The organism is Pseudoflavonifractor sp. BSD2780061688st1 E11 (assembly GCF_005844125.1).
GTDB classification, from domain to species: domain Bacteria; phylum Bacillota; class Clostridia; order Lachnospirales; family Lachnospiraceae; genus Sellimonas; species Sellimonas catena.
On the sequence record NZ_SPHM01000003.1, the window covers coordinates 1 to 15,388 of the forward strand.

Consider the following 15,388-nt stretch of genomic DNA (forward strand, 5'->3'; position numbering starts at 1 on the left):
TTGAATCAATCTTCCAAAAACATTGATAAATACGATGTTTTTGGAAGATTTACTTTTTATAAAGTGGCAAAGTCGGGGATTTGACGCATAATTTTGAAAACTCTACAAGTCGAAAAATGAATCTTAAAGAAAAAAGGCTGTCCACTTTTCTGTCCTCACGAAGGAATCCCGTCTTTTACGACATCTTCCAGTATGATAGAATTGCATTTTCAGTTTGTTGTGTTATAATTAGGGAGGTGAAAACAGCCTTAAAGTTTTCACTATTTCGTATACAAAAATAACGGGTTCGCAGAGTATCACACTCTGCGATTTTTTTATTATTCTACCGTTATTTCCTGCTGTTTTTACCGTTGAATGTAATATGGACTGGTTATTCCGCAATCAGCCCGGAGAGTTTTTCCATATTATCCCGCTTTAATTCCATAGATGGATGCACATACCGATTCAACGTGATATTAACGCTGGCATGGCCCAGAATCTCGCTGAGGCTTTTGATGTCAAAGCCAAGTTCAATACATCTCGTCGCGAAAGTATGGCGCAGCGCATGGTAATTTGCCTCCTCGATGCTTGATTTCTTCAAAACCTTTTTAAAATGATACTGGAGGGTGCGGGGCTCGACGTAACTGTTTTCTTTTCCCGTCAGGAGATATTCGTTTCCGTATCTCTGGTATTCCCCAAGTACTTCCGCTACACTTTCCGGGATCGGGATATGCCGGATTGACTTGCTGCTTTTTGGCGGAGTGATGATAATTCTGGTCCTGCTTCCCCACTCCAGCCGTGGTTTCTCCGGTCTTTTATTCTGAATGCGCTGCATTGTTTTCCGAATAAACACTTCTTTTTCGCGCAGATGAATATCCTCCCATGTCAGCGCACAGAGCTCCCCGATCCGAAGTCCGGTAAATAAGGTCAGGAAGATGCCGCAGTTCATTGGTGACGGATACTCCCGCAGATACCGGATCAGCTGTTCCTGCTCTTCTCTGCTTAAAATCCGCATCCGGGTTTCTTCCTTTTTTATGGTGATCTGGGATAGATCACAGTCGACTCTCTGGAATCGTCCATTGATGTAGCGGATCACGTTTCGGACGACTCCCAGAATGTCTGTAACGGTTTTTGCTGAAAGGGGAGCTATTTCTTCTGTTCCCTCCAGAAGGGTATTGATAAACTCGTCAATGATGGCAGTATTCAGACTGCCAAGTTTGATTGCTCCGATTTCTTTGTCAATATGAAGTTCAATCAGATTTGCATACTTTACATAAGAAGATTCTTTGATGCGGGGCCGGATATATTCGAGCCACCGATAGAGAAATTCCGAAAATTCTTTTTCCGAATCAGGAAGATATTTCTTCTCTATTTCTTTTTGACTTGTTTCTTTTGCTTCCTGCAGTTTCTGTTTGGCCTGGGTATAGGTTTTTGCGTAGACAGAACGGTATACTGCTTTGCCGTCTTTTGATCTGTCTGCAATGTATCTGCCTTCCCAGCGTCCGTCTTTCCTTCTGTAAATATTTTCTCCTTTTCTTGCCATGTCCCTTTCCTTTCTCTTTTGCGATGCTTCCGATCGTATTCTTTCATATTTCAATCGGGCTTTTATCGCTCAGGACTGACCTTGTTCCTCCCTCCTCTTCTTTGCTTGTGTGCTGTATCTTCCCTGTATTCCAGCTCCGGAATTTGATTTCTGTCACTGAGCTTTTTGGTAGGAATCCGGCTGATGGATATGCATGTCAGCGAAATACAGCACGTTTTATCATATCCTTTTCATTATTACATAAAGCCGGGGCCGCTTGAAGTGGTTTCTACTGGAAAAAGCCCGGATACTTGGGAAGACTCTGTTCTTCTCGCAATCGTATCCGGGCTTCTTATTTTTACTGATTCAGATATTTTCGGATTTCCCTCTGAAAAATCTTCATACTGCTTTCTATATTCTTATTCTTTTCGAAGATCTCTGTAATTTCGGTGTTTGCCAGACTGATCATCTGTTCGTACGTCTCATATTGATAATATTTCGGTGTGATCGTTCCGTGTTCAATGACATCACACAACAGTTCTCCACTGATAACCTGTTCTTCCTTATCCATATCTTCCTGAATAATCGAGGCCGTTTTCTCAGATCTTGCTACAGATTCCAGGACGGATACGCCTTGTGAGTAGCGGAAAATATCGAGCTGGCTTTCGTATCCACAGACAAGTTCTTTCAAAAATTCCCACGCCAGTTCTTTCTCCGTACTATCATGATTGATTCCTATCAGAAGTGCGTCCACCTTGGAAATATTCTCTCCGTGGGTACGGCCTGGAAATGTCGTGCAGTCCCATTGGAAATTGGAATACTTCTTGATTTTGTATGGATAAGTTTTGTATGTCCGGTATTCTGCAAACGTCAGAGGCATGAAGGCGACTTTTCCTGCATCAAAGTCTTCCTGTGTCACATTTTCGCCCTGATTCAGAGCCAGTAGTTCTTTCATAAATTTCACCGACTCAATCACATACTGATTGGAAAAGTCTACATTTTGTTTTTCATTATCAAACGCGCTTCCGCCGCTTGTATACATCGCATCCTGCCAGGAATAATTATAAGTTCCGAACTGGTCAATCCGGCCGTCACCATCTGTATCTTTTGTCACTTTTCTGCAGATTTCCAAAAAATCATCCCAGGTCCAATCCTGCTGGGGCATTTCAATTCCTTCCTGCCGAAGCAGTGTCTTATTGACAAACAGCATCGTTGGAACTACTTCATATGGAAGTGCATACTGGATTTCTTCCATGCCCTTTCCGATATCCATCGCTGTCTGGAAAATCTCTTCGCTTTGAAACTCCGGATCTGATTCTATAAACGTATTCAGTTCCTGCAAAATTCCAAGGGAACAGTACTGGTTAAAGTCCGTATCCAGAACCATAAAGACATCCGGCATTTCTCCTTCCAGAAGGCGCTTTGCACACCACTCGGAGTAATCCTTTTTTTCAATTCCCGAAGTATAGCGGACCGTTACTCCTGGATGGCTTTCTTCAAAACGCTCAATCGCCCTGTCGATAATAACGAAAGCGTCTGCGTTTTCCACGCCCCAGTTGCTTCCGGTAAACATGCCAAACTCCAGCTCCTGTGTCTGTGCCTGCGGTCTGCTCCAGAAATACATTCCTGTCAGAAAGAGCAGTGCTGCCGCTGCCTGTATCATTCTTGTTATCCATTTCCTGTACAATCTCATCTTCCTATTCTTCAGTCATATTCTTGTGTGCGTTCGTCTGTACTGCCCAGATTGCAAGCTGCGTCCGGTCTCTTAGATTCAGCTTGTTCAGAATCGTACTTAAGTAATTACGGATCGTTCCCTCGGAAAGGCTCAGTGTATCTGCAATTTCCTTGTTGCTTGCTCCTTTTTCTACCTGTGCAATGATTCTCCATTCTGTTTTTGTCAGCTGGCGGATATCTTTTTCCTCAACAGGAATGGTATAGTTGGTTTGCGCCATCTGTGAAAACAGTCTCAGCACTTTTGCCGCAATGTCAGGATTGATCATTGCACGTCCGCTATAAACAGTGCGTATTGCATCACTCAGTTCATCCATGGAGACACCTTTCAGAAGATATCCGCTTGCCCCATATTTCAGAGCGTTAAATACATACTCGTCATCATCAAAGGTTGTCAGAATGATGATCTTAATCTGCGGATAATTTTCCTTAATAATTTTTGTACACTGGACCCCGTCCATTTTAGGCATCCGGATATCCATCAGTATAATATCCGGCTTATTTTTCCGAATACACTGAATCACTTCCTGGCCATTTGCAGCCACATCTGATACCTCAATGTCCTGTTTGCTGTTTAAAACAATCTGCAGACTCTGCCGAATCAGCTCCTGGTCATCTGCAATCAGTACTTTAATCATACTCTTCACCCCATCTTATCGGAATCCGGGCATCAATCAAGAATCCATTTTCTCCTGAGAAGTGGATCGAGCCGCCCAGCATGGCAACCCGTTCTTTCATATGTTTTGTTCCGAATCCCTTCTTTATCTCTTTGCATCCACATCCATTGTCCTGAATTGTCAGATGCAGTACTCCATCAATTTTTCTGGCGTCAATCTGTATTCTTGTTGCTTTCCCGTGACGCAGGGCGTTTGTAATGCCTTCCTGTATGATTCGGTAAACAACATTTTCTTCATCTTCACTAAACCGGAATGGTTTCACTTCTGAATGAAACACTACTTCCACCCCCGCAAGTGAATTCATTTCTGCGATCATATCGCTTATGGCTTCATCCAGCTGAAAATGTTCCAGCGCATCTGCACGCAGTTCGGAAACAGAACTGCGGACATCTTTAATCCCTCCTCGTACCGCCTTTGCAATTACTTCCAGCTGTTTTTTCGTCTGTCCAGGGTCAATGTCGACCAGCGCAATGCAGGCATCAACTCCGGCAGACAAACCGGTCAAAGTATGACCCAGCGTATCATGGATTTCTCTGGCCACCCGGTTTCTTTCCCTTGTTTCAGCCATTTTTTCTGTCATTTCATTGTAATCCTTCAGCCGGTCATTTGCATATTGAAGCTGTCTGGACCATTCATTCACTTCCTGAATGGTATTTCGCTGTTCATTAATGATGTTAATACAATACAGAATGAAAATCATAATATTCAATGATCCCAGTATATTGTAGACGGAAAACAACAGCTGCTGCTGTGTCTCGTTGTAATACTGTATGTAATCCCTGACGGAAAACAGATGATTGGATACAGAAATCAAATCGTAGTCCGCCACCAGATATCCAAGTGTCGCAATACCGATCAGAAGGTATTTTATCTTTGTATCATTGACAAATACAAGAATATTGGCGAAGACAAGCAAAATCACACCATTATAATTAAAGTCCAGAATCCAGACAAGAACGATGCTGCACACCAGATCTATTCCCAGTGTAATCGCAATGATTTTCCCGCTTTGTTCTTTCCGCGTCTCCCGGATCAGCATGTCGCATCCAAGAAGAGCAATGAGAAGCAGTGCACTCCAGACAATCATTTCCGGATATTTGGGAATGGCATCTACCTGCCCCAGAAATACTCTGGCCTGATCATCCTCACAGATTTTCTTTGTCGTCATATAGATAAAAAGGCTGATTCCGCCTGCCTGTACCATGTTAATCAGAAAAAAGAGCAGTTTAATAATACTCATTGCTTTTCTTTTCATCCTACTGCCACCCATCTATGTCGTAATTCATCAGGTTTTCTTTTGTAATCAGCCTGCTTGGAAGCTTGACATATTTCTCCACTTCTTTTCCATCCATTGCCTGATATGCCATTTCCGTCGCCATCTTCCCGATCGTCTCCGGGCTCTGACTGCTTGTCCCGGTTACATACCCCAGATCCAGCATGGCTTTAAAATCAGGGGAGCCGTCTACTCCGTAAATCAGAATTCCTTCCTCTCTCCCTGCTTTCTGAAGAGCCGCAAGGGCGCCAAGTGCAGACGGATCGTTACCGCCAAATACAACATTAAAATCTTCGTCCAGAAGTCCGGATACTACTTCTGCTGAGATTTCAATTTCTCCGCCGCTGAAAATCTGCTGTACCACCTGATATTCCGGATGTCCTTCGATGGTATCCAAAAATCCCTGGACTCTCTGGACAATCGAATCCTGCATCGGATTATCCAGAATGATAATTCTGGCCGAATCCACCCGTTTCATCATATCTTTTGCACATTCCTGTCCTGCCTGATAATTATCCGTCTCGATCGTGGACAGAACATAGTCCGTATCATCCACCTGGGTATCAATATTGATAATTTCAACGCCGGCTTCCTGACATGCCTTTAATGCCGGTTTGACTTTTACTTTGTCTACGGGATTGAGAAAAAGAATTTCTATTCCTTCATCGATCATATCGAGGATCTGCTGATTCTGCTTTTCCTGGTCCTGAAGCGGATCCCGGACAATCAGTTTGTCCCCGTTCGCTTCTATTCCCTCGGCAATCTCATCGTTCAGGACATCGAAATAGGGGTTGTTTCTTGTCATGTAAGTAGCCCCAAAGATGTGTTTTTCCTGATCTTGTTCTTTTGCGCATCCGCTGAAGAAGAGTGCAATGCACAGTGCTGCCGCAATCCATTTTGTTCTTTTCATTCTCTGCTCCGTTCACTTCTTCGTCACAATACTTATCTATCATGGTATAACTTTTAGTCTATTTTATCAAGCGTCTTTATTATAAAGAGACCGCTGCGAAAAAATGACGCACCAGTCTCCTTTTTATGATATTTCTTATTATTTTCTGTTTCGGATATAGTCAATAAATACCGCCAGGAGAATAACGACACCTTTTACTACGTCCTGCCAGAATGAATTTACATTCATCAGGTTCAGACCATTGTTCAGTACACCGATAATCAGAGCACCGATAATCGTACCTCCAATTTTACCGGAACCTCCTGCCATGGATGTTCCACCTACTACAACGGCTGCAATGGCATCCATCTCAGCGCCTTCTCCTGCCGTCGGCTGTCCGGAATACATTCTGGATGCCAGAATAATTCCGGCAAGTCCTGCCATAAGTCCCGCATAAGCGTGTACAATAAATTTGACTCTTGCTACCTTGATTCCAGAAAACTCTGCTGCCTGTGTGTTTCCACCTACCGCATAGATATGACGTCCAAGTTTGGTCTTATTCATCATCAATGCTGTAATAATGATGGCAATAATCATAATGATAACAGGAACCGGAACCGGTCCGATATAGCCTGCACCGATAAACTGCCATTCTTTTGTAACAACACGCACCGGAGAACCGCCGGTATATACTTTTGCAAGTCCTCTGGCGATATTCATGGTAGCCAGTGTAACAATGAATGGCGGAATGGTTGTCTTACAGATTACAAATCCGTTGAAAACACCGATTACAACACCAACCAGGGCTCCCGCTATGAGTGCTACAGCAATCGGAAGCTCGTATCTTGATACGCATCCTGCCGCGATTACTCCGGAAAGAGCAATGATCGATCCAACAGAAAGATCGATTCCTCCCAGAATAATTACCATGGTCATTGCACACGCAATCAGCATATTGGTCGAAATCTGCCGCAGAATATTAAACATATTCTGGGTCGATAAAAATGAACTGCTTGTTGCCGGCAAAACCGCAAGAAGAACACATAGCACCAGAAGTGCTATAATAATTCCCAGGTTCTCCCTCAAAAATACTGCTGCTTTATTTTCTGTAGCGGGCAGTTTTGCTTTATTTCCTTTTGTCTGAGCCATGTTTCGTTCCCCCTTTTCCTTCTACTTCGCCGCCAGCTGCATCACAGCTTCCTGAGTGACTTCCTCATGGGAAAGACATCCTGTAACACGGCCTTCTGACATGACATAAATCCGATCGCTCATGTTGATGATTTCCGGAAGTTCGGAGGAAATCATAATGATGGACATGCCTTTTTTCACCAGTTCATTCATGATCACATAAATTTCGGATTTCGCTCCTACATCCACTCCTCTGGTCGGCTCATCCATAATTAATACATCCGGATTGGTGGCAAGCCATCTTCCGATGATAACTTTCTGCTGATTTCCGCCGGAAAGGTTTCCGATTTTCTGTAATTGTGTCGGAGTTTTTGTAGACATCATGTCAATGTATTTCTGTGTGATTTCGATTTCTTTCTTTTCATTAACCCGGATTCCTTTTATGAATTGATCCATAATTTCAATGGTCATATTAAACCGCACACTTTGTACCTTATAGAGCCCTTCCTCTTTTCTGTTTTCCGGGACAAGGGCAATGCCGTTTTTCATTGCTTCTACAGGTGACGAGATCTTTGTTTTTTTCCCTTTCAGGTAGATATCTCCTTTGGCTCCTTTGGTCAGACCGAAAATGGCTTTCATTGTTTCACTTCTTCCAGCCCCCACCAGTCCGGCAAAGCCGATGATTTCTCCTTTGTGCAGATTGAAGCTGACATCACGTACCATATTACCGTCAGAAATATGTTCACACCGGAGTATTTCTTCCCCCGGTTCCTGATACTCTCTTGTGTAATAGCTTGTCAGTTCACGACCTACCATCATGGCAATCAGCTCATCTTTGTTTGTCTCTTTTACCACTTTGGTTCCGACATACTCACCATCTCTCATGACGGTTACTCTGTCACAAATTTCTTCGAGCTCGCTCATTTTGTGCGATATATAGATAATTCCAACGCCTTGTTTTGCCAGTTTCCTCATCGTCTCAAACAGGAATTCCACTTCTTTATCTGCAATCGAAGAGGTCGGCTCATCCATGACAAGAATTCTCGAATTGTACGAAATTGCTTTTACAATTTCTACCATCTGCTGCTGTGCTATTGTCAGCTTACCTACCAGAGTATCGGCTTTAATATGCACCTGATTGGCATCGAGAAGCTTCTGCGCTTCCTCGTTCATCTTCGCCCGGTTAATAAGGAAACCGCTTCCAAATTCTCTTCCGAGAAAAATATTTTCCGCTACTGTCATGTGCGGAACCAATACCAGCTCCTGATGGATGATCGCGATCCCATTGTCCTGGGCATCTTTTACGCCTTTGATTTCTACTTTTTTCCCATCAATCCATATTTCTCCCTCATCCGCAGAATAAATCCCTCCGAGGACTTTGATCAGTGTCGACTTTCCGGCTCCGTTTTCCCCAAGGAGGGCATGTACTTCTCCTGCGTGCAGTTCCAGGCTGATATCATTAAGCGCATGCACCCCTGCAAAGCGCTTATGTATATGTTTCATTTCCAACAGCACATTTTTGCTCACGCTTTCACCTACTTCCTGTTTTGCTTTTCCTCAAGTCCGGGGAACAGACAATCGTCCGTTCCCCTGAAATACATTCTTCTTACTGCCAGCCGTCTGTGCCGTATTCTTCTACATTGTCAGCAGTGATCAGGAAAGTATCAACCGGATAACGGTCTTCTACCTCTTTTCCTTCCATGATGTCATACATGATTTCTACTGCTTTTTCTGCGATCGCGATCGGGGACTGTGCTCCGGTACCTTCCATCAGAGAATCTCCTGATGCCAGTTCGGATTTCACATCCGGTGAACCGTCTACGCCGTAAATTAATACATCTTCAAGGCCTGCTGCGTTTGCTGCTGCTAATGCGCCAAGTGCTGTAGGGTCATTTCCACCGAAGATTGCTACAACGTCGCTGTTGCCCTGCAGAAGGTCTTCTGCGATACCCATGGATACTTCCAGATTTCCCTTTGCATCCTGCTGTGCTACGATTTCAAATCCGTGTCCTTCGATCGCATCCAGGAATCCATTTGTTCTGTCTGTAACGGAGTTCATTGTCGGGGAATCCAGTACGATGATTTTCCCGCCGTCCGGACATTTCTTTACGAGGTCTTCTCCACAAACTTTTCCTGCGTTGTAGTTATCCGATCCTGTATAAGACGCTACATAAGACATATCCGCTACTTCTGTGTCGAAGTTTACGATCGGTACTTCTGCGCTTTTCAGTGCGTCAAGTGCCGGCAAAATTCCTTCTGCTTCAACCGGATTTAAGAAGATACCATCGATGTTCTGGGATACCATATCTTCTACCTGGGTAATCTGAAGAGAAACATCATTAGCCGGGTCTGTAGAAATCAGTTCATCGCCGTTTGCCTCTACCAGTTCTTTGATCTTGTCTTCGATTGTCACAAAGAACGGGTTTGTTCCGTCCATACAGGTATAGGCGAATTTGTAGTGTTTGCCGCCGTCGTCGGATGATCCGCCATTGTCCGATCCGCCGGAACCACTGTCTCCGCTGTTACATCCCATTAACATGGTTCCTGCCATCGCTGCCACAAGCAATACACTTAACACTTTTCTTTTCATAATCTTTCCTCCTTTTGCTTTGTGTATTTTTGATAGATTCATCATAGCAAAACGTGATTTTTTGTGCAGGTGTACAATGTAACGATTTCCACATGACATTTGCAATGTTTTAAATGACAAATGTAATATATTCTCGACAAAAATAGCGCTGTGCGTCAGACATCTTTCCAGGTTGTCTGCTTTGCACAGCGCTGATTTGTCTGTATTTTTACGGTGCCGGCGGATATTCATTGCACAGCAGCCGGTAAGGAGCTTCATCCTCTTCGATCTCCGGGAATCTTCCCATCGGCTCGTAGAAACGATTATCCGTGTTATCGTCATTGCACATGGAAACTTCTCCTAACAGAACTGCCCCGCTTCCTTTCTCCACTTCAAAGTCATGGTACATATACGGATATACCGTAATGCTTTCGCCCGGGGTCAGCCTGATCTGTGTTCCCGCCGGAACGGTATATTCCCTTCCGTCACTATGGATGGTAACATCGGTATCATCAAAAGATCCATCCTCTTTGGAATTATAAACACGGATCAGAACATTTCCACCTCCACGGTTTATGATGTCTTCCATTTTTGTCCAGTGGAAATGCATCGTTGCGGACTGATCTTCTTCCAGATAAAGAAGCTTTTCCGCATATGTTTTTTTATATTTATCCATATGCGTATTTCCATTTCTGAGAGTGATCAGAGAAAATCCGATCTTCTTGAAATTTCCAAGGCCATAGTCTGTGATATCCCATCCCAGCATATTATCACGGATTTCATCATATTCATGTCCTTTTTCTTTCCATTCATCCGGTGTAAAGTCACAGAATGGCGGAAGATGGAAACCGCATTTTCTGATCATCTCTTCCATATTTTTTAATGCCTGATTAATTTCGGAACGTTTCATTTCTTTATCCCTCCTATTTGCATCCGGAAAAAACACGCATGGCATGAAGAACATCCTCTTTCATGCAGTCTCTTGCCCAGCATGTGATATCATGGAAAAATACCGGTCCATCTGTTTCCATGCATTTCTGTTTTACATATTCACCGCCTGCTTTTGCGCGATAAGTATAATAATTTATTTTTCTTACACCCCGGTCAATGCATTTTCTGAAATCCTCATCGCTGACTCCGCTTCCGCCGTGCATGACAATCGGAATTCCAATCGTCTCCCGGATTTTCTCAATCCGGTCAAAATCCAGCTTCGGTTCCGCTGTATATAAGCCGTGGACGGTTCCGAAGGAACATGCAAGCGCATCGATGCCAGTCGCTTTGACAAAATTTCCCGCCTCTTTCGGATCTGTATAGCAGTCATTCTGTGCCTTTCCATCTTCACTGTTCATTGCGCCGATTTCAGCCTCCACAGACGCACCGTACATTTGGGCGATTTCCACTGCAGCTTTCGTATATGCACAGTTTTTCTCATACGGCAGCATGGATCCGTCATACATGACAGAGGAAAATCCCATATCCAGCGCCTCCCGGATCATATCAAAATTGTCGCAGTGATCCAGATGAACGCATACCGGTACTTTTGCCTTGTCAGCCATCAATACCATAATCGGTCCGATCGTTTTCAAAGAGATATACTCTTCATGTACCGGAGCAAATTGAAGAATTACCGGTTGTCCCAGCTCTTCTGCTGCCCCTAATACTGCCTGGATTCCTTCCAGTTCTGTAACATTGAAGGCCCCAATCGCCATATTTTCTGCATCCGCTATGTCTAAGACGGTTTTCATGGATACAATCATTGTTATTTTCCTCCTATTCTTTCATAATCTTCTGCTTTTTCCAGCCATTTTGTATCTTTTCCCTTAATTCCGCGAAAGACTTTAAGCCGCTGATCGTATCGTATGTTGATACGCAGCACGCACCGGTCGCCGCGGCATATTCAATACTTTCTTTTGGTGTACATCCCTGCATGGCAGCATACAGAAATGCCGAAATACTGGTGTCGCCCGCTCCGGTTCCGGACAAAATCCGTTCAGGGACGAAGCTGTCTTCAAAAAGTTCTGTATTTTCCCAGCCTTCCAAGTCAGCATCCACGTTCCTCATTCTCTCTTTTCCCGAAGTCTTTAAGTACATACCTGCCGCACCGCATTTTAACAAGACAGCACCGCATCCATAGGACAGTACTTTCTCAGCTAGAGGCCGGACATCTTTGCTAAGAGAAAGAATCGATACAATATCCTCGCCTTCTGCTCTTTCCTGCCATTCCTGATATTTTTCACGATCCACCATATAAGCAAGCTCTTCGATACTCGGGACGAAAAAGTCCACATATGGAAGCACTTGTTTTAAGATACTTTCCCAGTCACACTGTCCCGATTCGGATTCCGGGTCAACAGCTGCGAGGTCCAAAGAAGAAGTAAGACCTGCGGACTTTACCGCTTTATACAGCTTTACCAGTCCTGCCCCATCATTTTCATAAAACCGGCGCATCAAAGTCGGATACCCAAAGTGAAAATAATCCACCTTTTTTACTTCCTCCCAGTCCAGGTCGTCTGCACAGAACGTGTGATTACTGCCTGGATCATGCAGAAATGCCCTGTCGCTTCCTTTTGGAGCAAGCACAATCGTATAAGAAGTGGCTCCCTCTTCATCCCGGATCAAATGCATCGGGCATCCGTACTCCTCCAGCTTTTTCATCATGATATCCCCGAAAAGATCTGTCCCGATTTTTGCTGTCAGAATCACATCCGCCCCCAGCTTCTGCAAAGCAAGTCCGGTATTGGAAACCGCACCTCCCAATGTCATCTGGGCAGGCCCCACATTGACAAGCTTCCCCTGTCTTAGAATTTCCGAAAATTTTTGTGTTCCGGAATTGTGGAATTCTGGAGTAATATCGAGGGAAATATGTCCTGCTACCATGATTTTTTTCTTTTTCATAAAGCCCTCCTTTTCCGTCTGAATACTATCTTTATCATATCATTGGAATACTAAAAGTCAATTCGCTTTTGTAAGCTTATTACAATTATCATTCAAGTTGTGACATTTGTAATATACATTTTTCACAATTTTCATCCTGCTGTTTGAATACAAAAAGAAGAGTTCCGAACTTTCTTGTCCAAAACTCTTCCTATACTTATTTTCCTATTTTATTCTCTCAAATGCCGTCTCCAGATCTTCGATAATATCATCAATATGCTCCGTTCCAATGGAAAGACGGATGGTATTCGGACGGATACCCTGTTCTTTTAATTCTTCCTCATTCAGCTGTGAATGTGTTGTGGAAGCCGGATGGATTGCCAGTGATTTCACATCCGCCACATTTGCAAGGAGGGAGAAAATTTCCAGGCTGTCGATAAATTTCCTTGCTTCTTCTGCGCCGCCTTTGATTTCAAAAGTGAAGATCGAAGCGCCGCCTTTCGGGAAGTAGGCTTTATACAACTGTTTCTGATCTTCCTCTTCCGTCACAGCAGGATGATGGACACATTCCACCATCGGATGCTGATTCAGATACCGTACAACCTGCAGGGCATTCTCCACATGACGTTCCACACGGAGAGACAAGGTTTCCAGTCCCTGAAGCAGTAAAAAGGCGTTAAATGGAGAAATTGCTGCTCCCATATCACGCAGAACAATAGCACGAAGTTTTGTGATAAACGCCGCCTGCGGCGCGGCTTTGGAAAATACCACGCCATGATAACTTGCGTTTGGCTCTGTCAGAGACGGGAATTTTCCGGATGCTTCCCAGTCAAATGCTCCGCTCTCCACGATAATTCCGCCAAGGCTTGTCCCGTGGCCTCCGATAAATTTTGTCGCCGAATGAACTACAATATTTGCTCCGTGTTCAATCGGCCGAATCAGATACGGCGTTCCGAACGTATTGTCAATCACAAGCGGAATCCCATGGGCATGAGCCGCCTCTGCCGCCGCCTTAATATCCGTGATGTCCGAGTTTGGATTTCCCAGAGTTTCAATAAAAACGGCCTTTGTATTTTCCTGAATCGCATCTTCAAACGCTCCTGTTTGAAATGGATCTACAAATGTCGTTGTGATTCCATATTCCGGCAGAGTATGGGCCAGCAGATTGTATGTTCCGCCGTAAATATTTTTTGCCGCCACGATGTGATCCCCCTGTCCGGCAAGGCCCTGAAACGTATAGCAGATCGCTGCCGCACCGGATGCAACCGCAAGCGCTGCCGAACCGCCTTCCAGAGCAGCCATTCTCTGCTCAAACACTGCCTGGGTCGGATTGGTCAGACGGCCGTAAATATTTCCTTCTGCTTTCAGGCTGAAACGATCCTCTGCATCCCGGCAGTCATGAAACACGTAGGAGGTTGTCTGGTAAATCGGCACTGCCCTTGCGTCTGTAGCCGGATCCGCCTGCTCCTGTCCAACATGAAGCTGCAATGTTTCAAATTTCAGGTTTCTTTTGTCTCTTGTCAAATTTTTTTCCATACTCTGTCTTTCCTTTCGCTGCTTTTTTATTTTCTGGCCTGTTATTCGGATTCTCTATGCAGTAAACAACGGAGTGGAGTAGTACCGGTCTCCTGAATCCGGAAGCAGGACAACAATCATCTTTCCTTCATTTTCCGGCCGTTTCGCAAGCTTCACTGCCGCCGCAAAAGCCGCACCGGAAGAAATTCCCACCAGAACGCCTTCCTTCTGCGCAATCTGGCGCGCACCGGAAAACGCTTCCTCTGAACCGATGGTAAGAATCTCATCATAAATTTCCGTATCCAGCGTATCCGGGATGAATCCCGCACCGATTCCCTGCAGTTTGTGCGGGCCCGGCTTTCCTCCGGAAAGCACCGGCGAATCCGAAGGCTCCATCGCCACAATCTTCACATTCGGATTTTTCTCTTTCAGATAGGTACCCACACCTGTGATGGTTCCGCCTGTTCCAACACCTGCTACAAAAATATCAACCTGTCCTTGCGTATCCTCCCAGATCTCAGGCCCTGTAGTCTCAATGTGTGCCTTTGGATTCACCGGATTCTCAAACTGCCCCGGAATAAAACTGTCCGAAATCTCCTGCGCAAGCTCCTTTGCTTTCTCAATTGCCCCTGTCATTCCACGGGCACCATCTGTCAAAACAATCTCAGCCCCGTACGCCTTCAGGATATTTCTCCGCTCAACACTCATTGTCTCCGGCATTGTCAAAATCAGCCGATATCCAAGAGACGCCGCCATCGAAGCAAGACCAATGCCCGTATTTCCAGAAGTCGGCTCAATTAACGTAGCCCCCTCCTTCAAAAGCCCTTTCTCTCTGGCATCCAGAATCATCGCCCTCGCAATCCGATCCTTCACACTTCCAGCCGGATTCAAATACTCAAGCTTCATCAGGATCTTCGCCTTCAGACCAAACTCCCTCTCAAGATTTCCCGCCTCAAGAAGCGGAGTACCACCAACCATATCCAAAACACTACTAAAAACAGTCATGTAAATCCCTTCTTTCTATTTCGGGGACGTGTTCCGATGCATCGGAACCTGTCCCCAATGAGTTGATTTCCTATAAATTTTATAGGAATTATATGAGATATGTTTCTCTTTGTCAAGGGGTTTTTGTTGTTTTTATGGGGATAGGCAAAAGAAAAAGAGGACATTTGTCCCCTTTTCCTTTTGCCTTATTTATCTTCTGTATCTTCTGTTTTATTTTTCCCACCTT

Annotated in this window: 13 protein-coding genes; all 13 read right to left on the reverse strand. The window is 44.5% G+C overall.

All coding sequences use genetic code 11. The annotated features are described in order from the left end of the window. Positions 1-370 precede the first annotated feature (370 nt). Complete coding sequence (locus FGQ85_RS01865) at positions 371-1,522, reverse strand: site-specific integrase (RefSeq protein ID WP_138372495.1); 1,152 nt, start codon at positions 1,520-1,522, stop codon at positions 371-373. 337 nt (positions 1,523-1,859) lie between these two features. Further along, positions 1,860-3,194 (reverse strand): extracellular solute-binding protein, encoded by a 1,335-nt coding sequence (locus FGQ85_RS01870; RefSeq protein WP_138372496.1) that lies wholly within the window; start codon positions 3,192-3,194, stop codon positions 1,860-1,862. A 4-nt stretch (positions 3,195-3,198) separates the two neighbouring features. Continuing rightward, complete coding sequence (locus FGQ85_RS01875) at positions 3,199-3,870, reverse strand: response regulator transcription factor (RefSeq protein WP_087168533.1); 672 nt, start codon at positions 3,868-3,870, stop codon at positions 3,199-3,201. Then, positions 3,863-5,164 (reverse strand): sensor histidine kinase, encoded by a 1,302-nt coding sequence (locus tag FGQ85_RS01880; protein ID WP_138372497.1) that lies wholly within the window; start codon positions 5,162-5,164, stop codon positions 3,863-3,865. Before FGQ85_RS01880 ends, FGQ85_RS01875 begins: the two co-directional genes overlap by 8 nt. 1 nt (position 5,165) lies before the next feature. After that, on the reverse strand, positions 5,166-6,092 hold the full coding sequence (locus FGQ85_RS01885) for a sugar ABC transporter substrate-binding protein (RefSeq protein WP_138372498.1): 927 nt from the start codon (positions 6,090-6,092) through the stop codon (positions 5,166-5,168). 138 nt (positions 6,093-6,230) lie between these two features. Beyond that, on the reverse strand, positions 6,231-7,220 hold the full coding sequence (locus FGQ85_RS01890) for an ABC transporter permease (RefSeq protein WP_171027856.1): 990 nt from the start codon (positions 7,218-7,220) through the stop codon (positions 6,231-6,233). 21 nt (positions 7,221-7,241) lie between these two features. Then, the gene (locus FGQ85_RS01895) at positions 7,242-8,702 is read right to left on the reverse strand and encodes a sugar ABC transporter ATP-binding protein (RefSeq protein ID WP_207738684.1); all 1,461 of its coding nucleotides are present in this window, start codon (positions 8,700-8,702) and stop codon (positions 7,242-7,244) included. Positions 8,703-8,805: 103 nt separating this feature from the next. Continuing rightward, positions 8,806-9,789: a sugar ABC transporter substrate-binding protein gene (locus FGQ85_RS01900; protein WP_087252697.1), complete on the reverse strand. Its 984-nt coding sequence runs from the start codon at positions 9,787-9,789 to the stop codon at positions 8,806-8,808. A 208-nt stretch (positions 9,790-9,997) separates the two neighbouring features. Then, a complete protein-coding gene (locus tag FGQ85_RS01905; protein WP_087168538.1) occupies positions 9,998-10,678 on the reverse strand; it encodes a D-lyxose/D-mannose family sugar isomerase in 681 nt (226 codons plus the stop codon). 13 nt (positions 10,679-10,691) lie between these two features. After that, positions 10,692-11,525 carry a class II fructose-bisphosphate aldolase gene (locus FGQ85_RS01910; RefSeq protein WP_138372499.1) on the reverse strand — a complete coding sequence of 278 codons (834 nt, stop codon included), beginning with the start codon at positions 11,523-11,525 and terminating at the stop codon, positions 10,692-10,694. A gap of 13 nt (positions 11,526-11,538) precedes the next feature. Next, positions 11,539-12,663 (reverse strand): carbohydrate kinase family protein, encoded by a 1,125-nt coding sequence (locus FGQ85_RS01915; protein WP_138372500.1) that lies wholly within the window; start codon positions 12,661-12,663, stop codon positions 11,539-11,541. Between the two features lie 204 nt (positions 12,664-12,867). Further along, positions 12,868-14,178: an O-acetylhomoserine aminocarboxypropyltransferase/cysteine synthase family protein gene (locus tag FGQ85_RS01920; protein WP_138372501.1), complete on the reverse strand. Its 1,311-nt coding sequence runs from the start codon at positions 14,176-14,178 to the stop codon at positions 12,868-12,870. A 54-nt stretch (positions 14,179-14,232) separates the two neighbouring features. Then, the gene (gene cysK / locus FGQ85_RS01925) at positions 14,233-15,162 is read right to left on the reverse strand and encodes a cysteine synthase A (RefSeq protein WP_171027857.1); all 930 of its coding nucleotides are present in this window, start codon (positions 15,160-15,162) and stop codon (positions 14,233-14,235) included. Between the last annotated feature and the right edge of the window lie 226 nt (positions 15,163-15,388).